At 60.7% G+C, this 14,517-nt stretch carries 14 protein-coding genes and 1 pseudogene; 5 read left to right on the plus strand and 10 right to left on the minus strand.

The window, feature by feature from the left end; genetic code table 11:
* The 7 genes from MPJ51_RS00835 to MPJ51_RS00865 form a co-directional block, all read right to left on the minus strand.
* A partial coding sequence (locus tag MPJ51_RS00835; protein ID WP_298381093.1) for a DUF3333 domain-containing protein occupies window positions 1-926 on the minus strand: 926 nt, incomplete at its 3' end.
* On the minus strand, window positions 923-2,395 hold the full coding sequence (pstC, locus tag MPJ51_RS00840) for a phosphate ABC transporter permease subunit PstC (RefSeq protein WP_298381094.1): 1,473 nt from the start codon (window positions 2,393-2,395) through the stop codon (window positions 923-925). The genes MPJ51_RS00835 and pstC, both read right to left, overlap by 4 nt.
* A gap of 84 nt (window positions 2,396-2,479) precedes the next feature.
* Window positions 2,480-3,520 (minus strand): substrate-binding domain-containing protein, encoded by a 1,041-nt coding sequence (locus MPJ51_RS00845; RefSeq protein ID WP_298381095.1) that lies wholly within the window; start codon window positions 3,518-3,520, stop codon window positions 2,480-2,482.
* 150 nt (window positions 3,521-3,670) lie between these two features.
* On the minus strand, window positions 3,671-4,711 hold the full coding sequence (locus MPJ51_RS00850) for an ATP-binding protein (RefSeq protein ID WP_298381096.1): 1,041 nt from the start codon (window positions 4,709-4,711) through the stop codon (window positions 3,671-3,673).
* Between the two features lie 26 nt (window positions 4,712-4,737).
* On the minus strand, window positions 4,738-5,262 hold the full coding sequence (locus tag MPJ51_RS00855) for a gamma carbonic anhydrase family protein (RefSeq protein ID WP_298381097.1): 525 nt from the start codon (window positions 5,260-5,262) through the stop codon (window positions 4,738-4,740).
* Complete coding sequence (gene gmk / locus MPJ51_RS00860; RefSeq protein WP_298381196.1) at window positions 5,259-5,900, minus strand: guanylate kinase; 642 nt, start codon at window positions 5,898-5,900, stop codon at window positions 5,259-5,261. Before gmk ends, MPJ51_RS00855 begins: the two co-directional genes overlap by 4 nt.
* An 18-nt stretch (window positions 5,901-5,918) precedes the next feature.
* Complete coding sequence (locus MPJ51_RS00865) at window positions 5,919-6,809, minus strand: YicC/YloC family endoribonuclease (protein WP_298381098.1); 891 nt, start codon at window positions 6,807-6,809, stop codon at window positions 5,919-5,921.
* Between the two features lie 290 nt (window positions 6,810-7,099).
* Between MPJ51_RS00865 and MPJ51_RS00870 the strand changes: the two genes are divergently transcribed.
* Entirely contained in the window at window positions 7,100-7,720 is a 621-nt protein-coding gene (locus MPJ51_RS00870; protein WP_298381099.1) for a PAS domain-containing protein, read from the plus strand.
* A gap of 57 nt (window positions 7,721-7,777) precedes the next feature.
* On the opposite strand, the gene MPJ51_RS00875 is transcribed toward MPJ51_RS00870, so the two are convergent.
* Window positions 7,778-9,148 (minus strand): 3-deoxy-7-phosphoheptulonate synthase class II, encoded by a 1,371-nt coding sequence (locus MPJ51_RS00875; protein WP_298381100.1) that lies wholly within the window; start codon window positions 9,146-9,148, stop codon window positions 7,778-7,780.
* 169 nt (window positions 9,149-9,317) lie between these two features.
* Between MPJ51_RS00875 and MPJ51_RS00880 the strand changes: the two genes are divergently transcribed.
* Window positions 9,318-10,322, plus strand: coding sequence for a GlxA family transcriptional regulator (locus tag MPJ51_RS00880; RefSeq protein ID WP_298381101.1), 1,005 nt, complete (start codon window positions 9,318-9,320; stop codon window positions 10,320-10,322).
* Window positions 10,323-10,339: 17 nt separating this feature from the next.
* Here MPJ51_RS00880 and MPJ51_RS00885 read toward each other — a convergent pair whose 3' ends face one another.
* Together MPJ51_RS00885 and MPJ51_RS00890 are read right to left on the minus strand one after the other, a co-directional pair.
* Window positions 10,340-10,867: a GNAT family N-acetyltransferase gene (locus MPJ51_RS00885; protein WP_298381102.1), complete on the minus strand. Its 528-nt coding sequence runs from the start codon at window positions 10,865-10,867 to the stop codon at window positions 10,340-10,342.
* Window positions 10,868-10,957: 90 nt separating this feature from the next.
* Window positions 10,958-12,052 carry a PQQ-dependent sugar dehydrogenase gene (locus MPJ51_RS00890; protein WP_298381103.1) on the minus strand — a complete coding sequence of 365 codons (1,095 nt, stop codon included), beginning with the start codon at window positions 12,050-12,052 and terminating at the stop codon, window positions 10,958-10,960.
* A gap of 153 nt (window positions 12,053-12,205) precedes the next feature.
* Here MPJ51_RS00890 and MPJ51_RS00895 point away from each other — a divergent pair, with 153 nt between their 5' ends.
* From MPJ51_RS00895 to MPJ51_RS00905, 3 genes and pseudogenes are all read left to right on the plus strand, one after another.
* The gene (locus tag MPJ51_RS00895; protein ID WP_298381104.1) at window positions 12,206-13,387 is read left to right on the plus strand and encodes an ABC transporter substrate-binding protein; all 1,182 of its coding nucleotides are present in this window, start codon (window positions 12,206-12,208) and stop codon (window positions 13,385-13,387) included.
* A 129-nt stretch (window positions 13,388-13,516) separates the two neighbouring features.
* The gene (locus tag MPJ51_RS00900) at window positions 13,517-14,305 is read left to right on the plus strand and encodes an ABC transporter ATP-binding protein (protein WP_298381105.1); all 789 of its coding nucleotides are present in this window, start codon (window positions 13,517-13,519) and stop codon (window positions 14,303-14,305) included.
* Between the two features lie 110 nt (window positions 14,306-14,415).
* Window positions 14,416-14,517: pseudogene (locus MPJ51_RS00905) on the plus strand (ABC transporter ATP-binding protein); the annotation flags it as partial.

The raw sequence follows: 14,517 nt of genomic DNA on the forward strand, positions 1-14,517 counted from the left end.
GTCATCAGCGTCAGCACCAGACCACCCACCAGCGGGGCCGAGGTCGGCAGGTGCATGTAGTTGATGAACACGGCCAGCCCCAGAATACCAAACACGATGGACGGCACGGCGGCCAGGTTCGAGATATTGACCTCGATAATATCGGTCAGCCGGTTCTGCGGCGCGAATTCTTCCAGATAGATCGAAGCCGCAACCCCGATGGGCAGCGCCAGCGCCAGCACCACGAACATCATGAACAGCGAGCCCAGCATGGAAACACCGATCCCCGCCGCCTCGGGCCGTTGGTCAGAGGCATCGGCACCGAAGATGAAGCTGGGGTTGAACGCCTTGTAAAGAACGCCCGCATCGCGCAGTTGATCGACGAAATCCAGCTGCGCGACCGAGATGCTCTTGTCATTGGCAATGGATGCGCGCGTTACGCGGCCCTTGATATAGCCATCCACCCGACTGTTGGTCAGAAAGCGAAAGCTGATTGTCTCGCCGATCTTGCCGGGGTTGGCGATCACATAGTTCCGCAGCTCGGCTTGTGCCGCCTTGGACAGGATTTTTCCCATCTGCTTGGCGCTCAGGTCGGTCTGGATGCCCAGTGCCTCGACCTCGGTCTTCAGCGCATCCGCAATTAGCGGCGCGTAGCCGAAGGTCGAGACCTTCTTGATGTCCTCAATGTTGCGATTGCCCTTCTTGTCCAGCTTGTCGGCGCGCAAGGTTACGTCCAGTTCCAGATAGGTCTGCTGGAAGGCTCCGGTGCCTGCGGTCACGATATTGGTGACCAGCACGACCAGCATCAGCAGGCCGACCCCGATGGCGGCGATGCCGTACATCTTGAACCGGCTCTCGGCCGCGTTGCGCCGCTTGGTGCGGGCGTCCTGTTCGAACAGGGACCCGCCCTTGCGCGCATTTGCGGGAGATTGGGATTGATCGGTCATTCGTACTGCTCCCGATATTTGCGCACGACGTAGAGGGCGAGGATGTTCAGCCCCAGCGTGATGACGAACAGGGTCAGACCCAGCGCGAAGGCCACCAGCGTTTCGGGGCTGGCGAAATCGGTATCGCCGGTCAACTGGCTGACGATGCGGGTGGTGATGGTGGTCATCGCCTCGAACGGGTTGCCCGAGAATTTGGCGATAGCACCGGCGGCCATGACAACAATCATCGTCTCGCCAATGGCACGGCTGGCGGCCAGCAGAATCGCGCCCACGATACCGGGCAGCGCGGCGGGCAGAACCACCTGACGCACGGTTTCCGAATGCGTTGCGCCCAAACCCAGCGAGCCGTCACGCATCGCCTGCGGCACCGCGTTGATGATGTCATCGGACAGTGAGGATACGAACGGGATCAGCATGATCCCCATCACAAGCCCGGCAGTCAGCACCGCGTTAGAGCTGGCCATCCAGCCCACACCCAGCGCCCCACCCTGCCCGAACAGCGCCACCAGCGCCGGGCCGACCGTCAGCAGGGCAAACAGGCCGTAAACGATGGTGGGAATACCGGCCAAAATCTCCAACAGGGGCTTAGCGATCGCCCGCGTCGCGCCCGAGGCGTATTCTGACAGATAAATGGCAGCAAACAGCCCGATCGGCACCGCCACCAGCAGCGCGATCAGCGAAATATAAAGCGTGCCCCACAACAGCGGCAGGATCGACAGCTCACTGCCACCCCGGAAATTCGGGGCCCAGGTGCTGCCGAAGAAGAAGTCTTTCCACGAGTGCATCTGGAAGAAATTCATCGTCTCGAACAGCATCGACAGGACAATGCCCACCGTGGTCAGGATCGCGATAGAAGCCGCCAGCAGCAGCAGGGCCAGTATTCCCTGCTCCACCACATTGCGGGCGCGGAATTCCTTGTGGGTGCGGATATAGGCAAAGGCAGCCCCCAGCAGTGCCACCAGCAGAACCACCGCCTGCATCGCGACCTCTCCGACCGCGTTCATGCTGCGATAGGATTGCGCGGCTTGCAGGACGGGGCGGGTGATCTCTTGCGTCAGGACCTGCCCGGCGTCCTTCAGGGCCGCCGTCAACGTGTCAATGTCAGCCTCCGCATCGCGGGCCACAGCGTCAGACAGCGCCCCAGACGCCACCGCGCCATCCAGACCGTCTGCCACGCGGCGGACCTCGCTCATGACCAAACCGCGGTCGGACCCGTCAGGGATAGCCTGATCCGGGATCATGCCCGAAACCGTCCCGTTGACGACCAGAGGCTGCACCAGCAGCCAGACGATCAGCACCCCCAGGGCCGGAACCAGCGCCGTCAGTGCAACGTTATAGCCATAGTAGGATGGCAAAGAATGCAATTGCCGGGCGTTTCCACCCGCACTTGCCAATGCACGGGACCGGCCCGAGAAAAATCCAATCGCTGCCAGGGCCAGCAGGATCAGCAACAGCCAGGATATCGCCATGAGAGCTCCGTGGGGATGGCAGAGTTAGGAGTCAAAAAGAACCGGGGCGCGCATAGATCGCCCCGGTTCCACATGCAAGAGTGATCAGGAACCGCCGCCCAGAACGGTTTCATTGGCAACAGCGTCCTGAACCGTGGCCAGCTCCGGGTCCGAGACCAGACCGTATTCGGCCAGCGGGCCATCGGGGCCTGCGATCTCGTCCGCGACGAAGAACTCGGCATATTCCTTCAGGCCGGGGATCACGCCGATATGCGCTTTCTTCACGTAGAAGAACAGCGGGCGCGAGACCGGGTATTCGCCCGATGCGATGGTCTCGGTCGAGGGCACGATGTCCGACATGGTCGCGACTTGCAGCTTGTCGGTGTTGTTCTCGTAGAACGCCAGACCAAAGACGCCGATGCCGTCCTTGTTGCTGTCGATGCGGGCCAGAGTTTCAGTGTAGTCACCGTCGATATCAACCGATTTGCCGTCGGTCCGGATGGCGATGCACTGCTTTTCAGCGGCTTTCTTGTCGTCACCGGCAGCGGCCTTGAAGACGTCGAAATCGCCCAGATGCTCACACCCGGCCAGAATGACCTTGTCCTCGAAGACTTCGCGGGTGCCGTGCTTGGTGCCCGGAATGAAGGCCGCGATGGGTTGTGCGGGGAAGTTCGGGTTCACATCGGCCCAGGTCTGGTTCGGGTTGTCCACAACCGCGCCATCCACGACGATCTTGGCGGCCAGCGCCTTGTACCAGTCTTCCGGGGTGAATTCGAAGGTGTTGCCGTTGATGTCATTGGCAAAGACGATGCCGTCATAGCCGATCTGCACTTCGATGATGTCGGTCACACCATTGTCGGCACAGGCCTTGATCTCTTTTTCACGGATCTTGCGCGAGGCATTGGCCACGTCGATGGTGTTTTCGCCCACACCTTCACAGAACCGCTTCAGACCGGCCGAGGACCCGCCGGATTCAACAACCGGGGTCGGGAAGTCAAAATTCTCACCGAAGGCTTCGGCAACGATCGAGGCATAAGGCAGCACAGTCGACGAACCGGCAACCTGAACCTGATCACGTGCAACAGCCGCAGTGGCCGATACAGCCGCGATGGTCAAAGCCGAAGCCGACAGTTTTACAAAGGACATCTCAGTCTCCTTGGTACGATTTCATATGATCACCCCTATGGTGACCTCGGGCGCATCCCTATGAGTCGCGCGTAAGTCTTTTGTGACAGCTATGTAACAGTTTCATGACAAAGCCCGGGAAAACTGATCGGCAGAGGAAAAATCCGCCGGTCAGCGGGGCAGGATGACGGTGAAGACCGACCCTTTGCCCAACTCGCTTTCCACCCGCAGCCGCCCACGGTGACGGTTGATGATATGTTTGACAATCGCCAACCCCAGCCCGGTGCCCCCCAATTGGCGCGAGCGGTGGCTGTCGGCGCGGTAAAACCGCTCGGTCAGGCGCGGCAGGTGGGTGGGGTCGATGCCCGGCCCCTGATCTGCGACCTGCACCCGCACCGCTGGTCCCCGGATCGCCTTGTCGCGGTCGACGGGCAGAATGGTGATCGTGACGCTTTCACCGCCCTCACCATATTTGATCGCGTTCTCGATCAGGTTGGTGAAGACCTGCCGCAGCTGATCACTGTCACCCGGCAGGTGAACCGGGTCCGGCGGGGCGTTCAGTACCAGCGCCACCGAGGCGCCATCCCCCAGTGGACGCAAGGAATTCAGCGTCGATTGCAGCAAGCCGGTCAGGTCCACCTGCTCGGTCGGGCGCACCCGTTCCTCGCTTTCGACGCGGTTCAGTGACAACAGATCGCCCACCAACCGGTTCATCCGATTGGCCTCATCCGTCATGATCTGCAGGAACCGCTCGCGCGCGGCGGCATCCTCGCGCGCGGGGCCGCGCAGGGTTTCGATGAACCCCATCAGCGCGGTCAGCGGCGTGCGCAATTCATGGCTGACATTGGTGACGAAATCCCGGCGCATCTGGCTGGCCTGTTCCAGATGGGTCACGTCCTGAAACACCACCAGAGCGGCACCACCCTCCGCAACCGTGTTCATATAGCGGCATTCGACCTGAAACGTGGTGTCCTGCGCCCCGTCATTGGACAGGTGGCGGGTACGGGCCGGTTTTTTGCTGCGCAAACACTGCTCCAGCGCCTCGATCACCTGCGGCTGGCGCAGGATCGTGGCGTAATGGCGCCCCGTGATGTTCTGACCCAGCAGCCCCACCGCATCACCGTTTGCCGCAATGATCCGTTCCGACCGATCCACCACCAAAGCGGGCATCGGTATGGCCGAGACGCATTCATCAATCAAAACCTGAGACATGGCAGAGCCCCTGCGGATGGAACAGATTACGAAACAGGCGTCAACGTGTCCCGAAACCGGCGCATGTTGTCCTGATAATGCAACGCGCTGAGGGTGATTTTCTGCGCCGCCGCCTCATCCAACTGCCGCACCACCTTGCCCGGCGCGCCCATGACCAGTGAATTGTCGGGGATTTCCTTGCCTTCGGTGATCAGGGCCCCTGCCCCGATCAGGCAATTGCGCCCGATCTTTGCGCCGTTCAGCACGATGGCCCCCATGCCGATCAGGCTATTGTCGCCAATCGTGCAGCCATGCAGCATGACCTTGTGCCCGATGGTGCAGTTCTTGCCAATCGTCAGCGGATACCCGGCATCGATATGCATGACGCAGTTTTCCTGCACATTGCTGCCCGCGCCTACGCGAATCTCTTCATGATCGGCGCGGATTGTGCAGCCGAACCAGACCGAGGCGCCGGGTTCCAGCACCACCTTGCCAATCAGGTTGGCATCCGGGGCGACCCATGTATCGGCGTCAATCTGCGGTGCGTGCCCGTCCAACGCGTAGATGGTCATGACAGCCCCTCGAACTCGGTCTGCAACGTGCGGATATGGGTTTGCAGGCTGGGTTGCTGAATACGGCGCATCCGCTCGGCGCTGACGATGGTTTTCAGTTTTTCTTCGGTGGCGTCCAGATCGTCATTGATCAGGACGTAATCGTAATAGCCCCAATGGCTGATCTCATCCCAGCTTTTCAGCATCCGCTTGGCGATCACATCGTCGCTGTCCTGCCCGCGCGTCTCCAACCGTCGCCGCAATTCGCGGATCGAGGGCGGCAGGATGAAGATCGACAGCGCGTGTTTACCCAGGTCCGAGTTCCTGATCTGCACCTCGCCCTGCCAATCAACATCGAACAGCACGTCGCGCCCCTGATTGATCGAGTCGCGCACCGGCCCGGCGGGCGAGCCGTAGAAGTTGCCGAAGACGTGGGCGTGTTCCAGCATCTGCCCGTCGGCTACCTGCTGTTTGAAAGTGTCTTCGGACAGGAAGTAATATTCGCGCCCATGCTCTTCACCGGGGCGCGGGGCGCGGGTGGTGGCCGAAACCGAAAACTCCAGCCCGCTGTCCCATTGCATCAGCCGTCGCGCCAGCGTGGATTTACCCGCGCCCGAGGGCGAGGACAGGATGATCAATAGACCTCGGCGATCCGCCATATGTGTGCTTTCCATCTGTTATTCCACGTTCTGCACTTGCTCGCGCATCTGATCGATGACCGCCTTCAGCTCTAACCCGACCGAGGTCAACTCGGCATTCTGGGATTTCGAACAGAGCGTGTTGGCCTCACGGTTGAATTCTTGCGTCAGGAAATCCAGCTTGCGTCCGACGGGGCCGTCCTGCGCCAGCAGCGCCCGTGCGGTGGTGACATGGGCGGCCAGACGGTCGATTTCCTCGGTAATGTCGGCCTTGACCGCGATCAGAGCCAGTTCCTGCGCCACCCGGTCGGGATCGGCACCCTGGGCGTTGTCCAGCACGCGGGCAAGGTTGTCGCGCAGGTTTTGCGCCATCTCATCCCGGCGCTGTTCGGCCAGTGCTGCGGCCTGATCAGTTAGCGTGGCGATCTGGTCCAGTTGCGCGTTCAGGATGTCGGCCAGTGCCTGCCCCTCGGTTTGGCGCATGGTCAGGAAGTCGGCCAATAGCCCTTTGAATTCCGTTCTTAGCTGCGCAACCAATGGCGCCGGATCGTCGTCTTCATTTCCGGCATCCATCATGCCTTTCAGCCCCAGAAGATCGCTGGCCCGCGACGGGGTTAGGGCCAGCCCCTGCGCGGCGGCCATCGTCTCGGTCTGCGCCAGCGCGGCCAGCGCCGCTTGCATCGCCGAGGCGTTCAATTGCAATTCGGTCGCGCTTTCTTCGCGGGTGACACGCAGCGACAGGGTGACATTGCCGCGCCCGACAGCGCCGGACAGATCGGATCGCAGGGCGGCTTCAAGCCCGGTCAGCCAGTCGGGCACCCGCAGGCGCATATCCAGCCCCTTGCCGTTGACGCTGCGCAGCTCCCAGCTCCAGCTATGGGGGCCCAACGCGCCTTTGCCTGACGCGAAACCGGTCATGGATTTGATCATGCCTGCCCTTTCCATCCTGCGGCGCACTTGCCGCACCTAATGCCATCGCCTGCCCGGGGGCAAGACCTTGCTTATTGCGCGCGTCCGCGACGGAAGTTAACCATTCGTTAAAGAATTCCTCCAAAATTGTATTAACCCGTGCCAATCTTGTGGTCACACCGGCTGGTGTGTCGCCGTTCTGCCCATTACACGGCATTTTAGACAAATCGCGGCGGATTGACGTTAGGGTGATGAAAATGAAAAGTTTTTTCGGGACTGGTTCCGGCTCGAATTTTGGGAAGATCGTTGCAATGGATCGCTTTGACAGTGGGCGCAGCCTGTCCCCCATCCGTCAGGCCGAAGCGTATTGGACCGCGTTGCTGACCGGCGACGGCGTGCCGATGCGGTCACAGATCGACCCGCGCGGGCTGGAGAATATTCTGGAATATACCTTCATCCTGGAACGCATCGCACCGGGGCTCGCGCGGTTTCGTCTGGCGGGCAGCCACCTGAACAAACTGGCCGGGATGGAGGTGCGCGGCATGCCGCTGACTGCCTTTTTCGAAGCTGGCGCGCGGGATGAGGTGAAGACCCATCTGGAACAGGTGTTCTCGGCCCCCGCCGTGACCGAGTTGAGCGTGATCTCATCCGGAAATCTGGGCCGCGCGCGCTTGCAGGCGCGGATGATTCTGCTGCCGCTGAAAAGCGATCTGGGCGATGTCAGCCGCATTCTGGGTGTGATGGTCAGCGATGGCACCATTGGCACCACGCCGCGCCGCTTCACCATCTCTGACAGTCGGGTGCGCAAAGTGGCCGATGTTCAACTGCCGCCAAAACCTGCGCCGAACAAGGTTGCCGGGTTTGCTGAGGATCAGGAGGGGTTCGAACCCCGCAAACCGCATCTGCGGCTGGTCTCGTCCCGCGACGATTGACCAAAGAAAAACGGCGGGCACTCAAGGCCCGCCGTTCTGCAGTCATGAACCTACGGATCAGCTGGCCGCGCGCTTCTTGCGGTCGCGGCGCAGGTTGGTCAGCTCTTCGGCCACCAGGAAGGCCAGCTCCAGCGATTGCGAGGCGTTCAGGCGCGGGTCGCAGGCGGTGTGGTAACGATCCGACAGATCCTCTTCGGTCACGGCACGCACGCCGCCGGTGCATTCGGTGACGTCCAGACCGGTCATCTCGAAATGCACACCGCCGGGGATGGTGCCCTCGGCCTGATGCACACCGAAGAAGTCGCGCACCTCACGTAGCACCGAATCGAAGGGCCGGGTCTTGTAGCCGGTGGCCGATTTGATCGTGTTGCCATGCATCGGGTCGCAGACCCAGGTCACCTTGGCACCCTCTTCCTTCACGGCCTTGACCAGACGCGGCAGATGCTCACCCGCCTTGCCGGCACCGAAACGCGCGATCAGGGTCAGGCGACCCTCTTCGTTTTCGGGGTTCAGCTTGGACATCAGCACCTTGAGGTCCTCGGCCGTGGTGGTCGGGCCGCATTTCAGACCGATCGGGTTCTGCACGCCACGGCAGAATTCCACATGCGCGCCGTCAGGCTGACGGGTGCGGTCGCCGATCCAGATCATGTGACCCGACCCGGCAAGCCAGTTGCCCGAGGTCGAATCCATCCGCGTCAGCGCCTCTTCATATTCCAGCAGCAGCCCTTCGTGGCTGGTGTAGAATTCAACGGTCGAGAATTCATGCGTGGTGTCCGCCGTGATCCCCGCAGCCCCCATGAAATCGATGCTGTCCTGAATGCGATCAGCGATTTCCGAATACTTCTGTTCGTCCTGTTCGTCGGTAAAGCCAAGCGTCCAGGCGTGGACGCGGCTCATATCCGCGAAACCCCCGGTCGAGAAAGCGCGCAGCAGGTTCAGCGTCGCTGCCGCCTGCGTGTAGGCCTGCAGCATTTTCTGCGGGTTCGGAATGCGGGCCTCGGGCGTGAAGGCCAGTTCGTTGATGATGTCACCACGGTAGCTGGGCAGTTCCACACCATCGACCACTTCGGTCGGCGCACTGCGCGGCTTGGCGAACTGACCGGCCATGCGGCCCACTTTGACCACTGGCACCTTGGCGCCATAGGTCAGCACCATCGCCATCTGCAGCATCACCTTGAACGTGTCGCGGATCGCGTCCGCGCTGAACTGTTCAAAGCTTTCGGCACAATCGCCGCCTTGCAGCAGGAAGGCCTCACCCCGGCCAGCCGCGCCCAGATGTTGTTTCAGACGCCGCGCCTCGCCCGCAAAAACCAGCGGGGGATACTGCGAAAGCTGCGCCTCAACCTTGGCCAGTGCGGCCGGGTCGGTATAGTCGGGCATCTGAACCCGCGGCTTGTTGCGCCAGTTCGATTTTTGCCACTCGGTCATAGCTTGGATCTCCGCTGAGGTATTTCAGGTGGTCTCTATACAAAATGCATCGATGAGAGGCCATATCCCATTTGCGCCTCTTGACGCCGCAAACAAGCTTTGAGCATGGTGTCTGGCAATTCCACCGACCCGCACGGGCCGGTCCGAACCGAATCAAGGACAGTGCGCCATGCAAGAGCAACGCCAAGTTGTCACTGTGGATAACGATACCACAAAGCCGAAAAGTTTTGTCTTTGTCCTGCTGGACAAGTTCTCGCTGCTGTCTTTCGCCTCGGCGCTGGACAGCCTGCGGATCGCCAACCGCATGTCCGACCGCGAGCTTTACACATGGACGCTGGCCGGTGAAGGCGGCGATCTGGTGAAATGTTCCGCCGGAACCACCTTCAAGCTGGATTGCGACCTGAATGAGCTGCAGCGGGATCAGGTCGTGCTGGTCTGCGGCGGGGTCGAGGTTCAGGCGGCCACCACCAAAAAGGTGCTGAACTGGCTGCGCCGCGAGGCCCGCAAGGGGTTGAAGATCGGCGGGCTGTGTACTGCCGCCTATACGCTGGCCAAGGCCGGGTTGCTTGAGGGCAAGCGGGCCACGATCCACTGGGAAAACTCGGACAGTTTCTCCGAGGAATTCGATACGGTCGAGCTGACCAAATCGGTGTTCCAGATCGACGGCAACCGGATGACCACGGCGGGCGGGACCTCGTCCATCGACCTGATGCTGAAACTGATCGCCGAAGATTACGGCGAGGATCTGGCCAATGCGGTGGCCGATCAGATGATCTATTCCTCGATCCGCACCGATCAGGACACCCAGCGCCTGTCGACCCCCACCCGGATCGGCGTCCGTCATCCCAAGCTGAGCCAGGTTATCCTGATGATGGAAAAGAACATCGAAGAGCCGATTTCACCGTCGGTTCTGGCCAAGGATGTGGGCATGTCCACCCGCCAGTTGGAACGCCTGTTCCGCCGCTACCTGAGCCGCTCGCCCAAGCGCTATTACATGGAACTGCGCCTGCACAAGGCGCGCAACCTGCTGATGCAAACGGATATGAGCGTGATCAACGTGGCGCTGGCCTGCGGTTTTGCCTCGCCCAGCCATTTCTCGAAATGCTACCGGGCACATTACAACACCACGCCTTATCGCGAACGCGGGGCGCAGGCGGGTCGGTTGTCGGTCTGACCGCGCGACCGAACCCCTTAAAGCTCTTTGGCGAAGAAATGCAGATGAGGCCGCAACATCGGCTGGTCGATATATGTTGTCGTCTCGATCGGTTCATCCAGTTCAACAAATCCAAGCTTTGGGTATAGATCCCGCATCTCGATATTGGGGGTCAGCGTGTCGGCGATCAGCCGTTTCAATCCCATGTCTCGCGCAACCTGTTCCCGTGCTTCGATCAAAGCGCGCCCGGTGCCCGTACCCCGGGCCGTGTCCGAGACGAACACCCTCTTGAGCTCACCGGTATGCTCGTCGAACCGCCTCATCATCCCGCAGCCGACGATTTCACCGGTCGTCTTTCTTGCCACGAGCAGACAGCCATTGGGCGGCAGATAATCTTCGGCATTTGTCCAGAACTCTTCCAACGCGCTCTGCGGTGCTGCGGGATCGATCTCGAACCCCATGTCCTGCATGCGTTGAACGATAACCGCATAATATTGAGACAGTATTCCATTCAGATCATCCTTGGGCGGCAGATGTTCACAATGCTCGATTTCAAACGCGCTCATTCAGAATACTCCAATCCACTAAAACCAAAACCAGTTGAATTCACGTCAAAGACGCTTAAGGAATCTATCAAAGAGGTTAGGCAAAAACCACTATTGCGGGGTCATCCGGTAGATCGCCCCCTGCCCGACCGAAATGAACCAGATCGACCCGTCCGGGGCCTCGACGATATCGCGGACGCGTTCGGTCTCGGGGCCATCGATCTGCTCAACCTCGCGCAGCGGCGACCCGGACAGCCGGGCGATATAGTCGAATTTCAGCGAACCCACAAAGATGTCGCCTTTCCAGTCCGGCCACAGCTTTCCGGAATAGACCAGCAACCCGGACGGGGCGATGGAGGGGTCCCAGTAATATTCCGGCTGCTGCATGCCGGGTTTGGCGTTGCCTTCCCCGATCTTCTGGCCCGAATAATGCACGCCATAGGAAATCACCGGCCAGCCGTAATTGGCACCCGGGCGCACCAGATTGACCTCATCCCCGCCCTTGGCACCATGTTCAGACACCCAAAGCCGCCCCTGCGCGTCCAGCCCCGCCCCTTGCGGGTTGCGATGGCCATAAGACCAGATTTCGGGCCGCACCGAGGAGTCGCCGATGAACGGATTATCAACAGGCACCGTCCCATCCCGGTTGACCCGAATGACCGAGCCCATATGGGTTCCCAAATCCTGCGCCGAGGGACGGTCGCCTCGATCCCCGATGGTCAGAAACAGGGTGCCATCCGCGCCCTCAACCACGCGAGAGCCGAAATGCCGACCGCCAGAGCCGCCGGGGATCGCCTCGAAAACAATGCGCAGATTGGTCAGGCGTTTGCCGTTTTCCGACAGGCGCGCCACCGCAAGGGCAGTTCCGGCACCATTCTGTTGCGGTTTGGAGAAGGTCAGGAACACTTCGCGGCTTTGCTTGAAATCGCGGGCGACGGTGACGTCCAGCAACCCGCCCTGCCCATTTGCCGCAACCTTGGGCGCGCCCTTGACCCAGCTGATTTCCCCATCCGCCACATACAGCAGCTCTCCGTCCCGTTCAGTCACCAGAAACGCCCCATCCGGCAGAATGCCGATGGCCCAGGGGGTATCGAGGCCGCCAACCATCCGTGTCAGGGTGACCGGCCCGAGCGAGCTGCGCAGCTGATCGGCCACCACCGCGCCCACGGCGACCAGAAACGCAAGCAATACGGCCAGTCTGAACATCTTCATTCTCCACGGGTTTTTCGGCGATTTGACCCCAACAGACCAGATAGCGCTGGATCAGAAAAGCCAACTCTTCGTTAGGACTTTTCTTTTCCGGGCAGCTTGCCTAGGGTCTTGCCCAGAACGAATACGTTCATAACAGGGAGTAACCGTATGAAAAAGCTGCTTACTGCTACCGCAGCAACCGCCTTGCTGGCGGGCACCGCAATGGCCGATGATGTCAAACTGGGCATTCTGTTCGGCTTCACCGGTCCGATTGAATCGCTGGCCCCGGCCATGGGCTCCGGCGCCGAAATGGCAATGGCCGAGGTCACCGAATCCGGCAAACTGCTGGACGGTGCGACCGTGGTTGGCACCCGCGCCGATACCGGCTGTATCGACAATGGTCTGTCGACCTCAAACGGGGAACGCATGATCGCTGATGGCGTGGCTGGCATCATTGGCGGCGACTGCTCGGGCGTGACCGGCGCGATCCTGCAGAACGTCGCTATTCCGAATGGCATGGTGATGATCTCGCCTTCGGCCACCTCGCCGGGTCTGTCGACCATGGAAGACAACGGGTTGTTCTTCCGCACCGCACCGTCGGATGCGCGTGAAGGTCAGGTGATGGCTGACATTCTGAACGATCGCGGCATCTCCTCGATCGCGCTGACCTATACCAACAACGACTATGGCAAGGGTCTGGCGGATGCGATCCAGTCCTCGTTCGAGGCGTCGGGCGGTGAAGTGACCATCGTGGCCGCGCACGAAGACGGCAAGGCCGACTATTCCGCCGAAGTGGGTGCGCTGGCCTCGGCCGGTGGCGACATTCTGGTGGTCGCGGGCTATCTGGACCAGGGCGGTCTGGGCATCATCCAGTCGGCGCTGGACAGCGGTGCGTTTGACACGTTCGGTCTGCCCGGTGGCATGATCGGTGACTCGCTGCCTGCCAATGTGGGGCCTGACCTGAACGGCTCGTTCGGTCAGATCGCCGGTTCGGGCGGCGAAGGGGCCGAGAAGTATTTCGCCATGGCAGAGGCTGCAGGCTTTGACGGCTCGTCACCCTATTCGCCGGAATCCTATGACGCGGCGGCATTGTTCATGCTGGCCATGCAGGCCGCAGGCTCGACCAACCCTGCCGATTACGGTGCCAAGGTGATGGATGTGGCCAACGCTCCGGGTGAGAAAATCTATCCCGGTGAACTGGCCAAAGGTCTGGAACTGCTGGCCGCAGGCCAGGACATCGACTATGTCGGCGCCTCGGGCGTTGAACTGATCGGCCCGGGCGAAAGCGCCGGTTCCTATCGCGAGATCGAGGTCACCGACGGCGAGAACAAGACCGTCAACTTCCGTTGATCCTGCGTCATCAATCATAAAAACAAGCAGCCCGGGCCTTGTGTCCGGGCTGTTTCAATGAGAAAAACCCGCACCTCTTTTTGAGGGATGGGGATAGTTGGCACACCAAAAACGGTGGCAGGGGATAACATGATCGTCGTCGAAGACGTGCATAAGCATTTCGGCGGTTTTCACGCGGTGGACGGGGCCTCGCTGGAAATCGAAAAAGGGTCGATCACCGGCCTGATCGGGCCGAACGGGGCGGGAAAGACCACTCTGTTCAATGTGATCGCGGGGGTTTTGCCTCCGACCTCGGGGCGCGTGTTCATGGATGGTGAGGATATCACCGGCCTGCCGCCGCATGATCTGTTCCACAAGGGTCTGCTGCGCACCTTCCAGATCGCGCATGAGTTTTCCTCAATGTCCTGCCGCGAGAACCTGATGATGGTGCCCGGTGCGCAATCGGGTGAATCGTTGTGGAACACCTGGTTCGGGCGCAAGCGTATCGCGGATGAGGAACGTGCGCTGAAGGCCAAGGCCGATGAGGTGCTGGAGTTTCTGACCATCGAACATCTGGCCGATCACAAGGCGGGTCAGGTCTCGGGCGGGCAGAAGAAACTGCTGGAGCTTGGCCGCACCATGATGGTCGATGCCAAGATCGTGTTTCTGGACGAGGTCGGCGCGGGCGTGAACCGCACCCTGCTGATGACCATCGCCGACACCATCCTGCGTCTGAACAAGGAACGCGGCTATACGTTTGTTGTGATCGAGCACGACATGGATTTCATCGGCAAGATTTGCGATCCGGTCATCTGTATGGCCGAGGGCAAGGTTCTGGCCGAAGGCACCTTGGATGAGATCAAGGCCAATGAGCATGTGATCGAAGCCTATCTGGGCACCGGGTTGAAGAATAAGGACAAGCTGGAGGCCGGGGCGTGAGTTCTGTTGTTCAGTTGTGCGCCTGCGGCGCGCTTGATCATTCAGGATGGGGGCTCTGCCCCCAAAGCCCCCGGGATATTTTCTGGCCAGATGAAGAGGGATCCTGAGTGATGGGTGAGCCGTTTTTGATTGGTGACACCATGACCGGTGGGTATGGCAAGGGGCCGGATATTCTGCATGAGTGCACGATTGCCGTGGACAAGGGTGAGATC

The sequence above is a fragment of the Ruegeria sp. genome, assembly GCF_028066395.1.
Classification (GTDB): domain Bacteria; phylum Pseudomonadota; class Alphaproteobacteria; order Rhodobacterales; family Rhodobacteraceae; genus Ruegeria.

What these genes read in the sequence shown, in the direction of transcription:
- MPJ51_RS00890 (WP_298381103.1), bottom strand. Translation starts at nt 12,052, where the DNA reads ATGTTCAGACTGGCCGTATTGCTTGCGTTTCTGGTCGCCGTGGGCGCG.
- MPJ51_RS00850 (WP_298381096.1), bottom strand. Translation starts at nt 4,711, where the DNA reads ATGTCTCAGGTTTTGATTGATGAATGCGTCTCGGCCATACCGATGCCC.
- pstC (WP_298381094.1), bottom strand. Translation starts at nt 2,395, where the DNA reads ATGGCGATATCCTGGCTGTTGCTGATCCTGCTGGCCCTGGCAGCGATT.
- MPJ51_RS00855 (WP_298381097.1), bottom strand. Translation starts at nt 5,262, where the DNA reads ATGACCATCTACGCGTTGGACGGGCACGCACCGCAGATTGACGCCGAT.
- MPJ51_RS00865 (WP_298381098.1), bottom strand. Translation starts at nt 6,809, where the DNA reads ATGATCAAATCCATGACCGGTTTCGCGTCAGGCAAAGGCGCGTTGGGC.
- MPJ51_RS00870 (WP_298381099.1), top strand. Translation starts at nt 7,100, where the DNA reads ATGGATCGCTTTGACAGTGGGCGCAGCCTGTCCCCCATCCGTCAGGCC.
- MPJ51_RS00895 (WP_298381104.1), top strand. Translation starts at nt 12,206, where the DNA reads ATGAAAAAGCTGCTTACTGCTACCGCAGCAACCGCCTTGCTGGCGGGC.
- MPJ51_RS00880 (WP_298381101.1), top strand. Translation starts at nt 9,318, where the DNA reads ATGCAAGAGCAACGCCAAGTTGTCACTGTGGATAACGATACCACAAAG.
- MPJ51_RS00875 (WP_298381100.1), bottom strand. Translation starts at nt 9,148, where the DNA reads ATGACCGAGTGGCAAAAATCGAACTGGCGCAACAAGCCGCGGGTTCAG.
- MPJ51_RS00900 (WP_298381105.1), top strand. Translation starts at nt 13,517, where the DNA reads ATGATCGTCGTCGAAGACGTGCATAAGCATTTCGGCGGTTTTCACGCG.
- MPJ51_RS00885 (WP_298381102.1), bottom strand. Translation starts at nt 10,867, where the DNA reads ATGAGCGCGTTTGAAATCGAGCATTGTGAACATCTGCCGCCCAAGGAT.
- MPJ51_RS00845 (WP_298381095.1), bottom strand. Translation starts at nt 3,520, where the DNA reads ATGTCCTTTGTAAAACTGTCGGCTTCGGCTTTGACCATCGCGGCTGTA.
- gmk (WP_298381196.1), bottom strand. Translation starts at nt 5,900, where the DNA reads ATGGCGGATCGCCGAGGTCTATTGATCATCCTGTCCTCGCCCTCGGGC.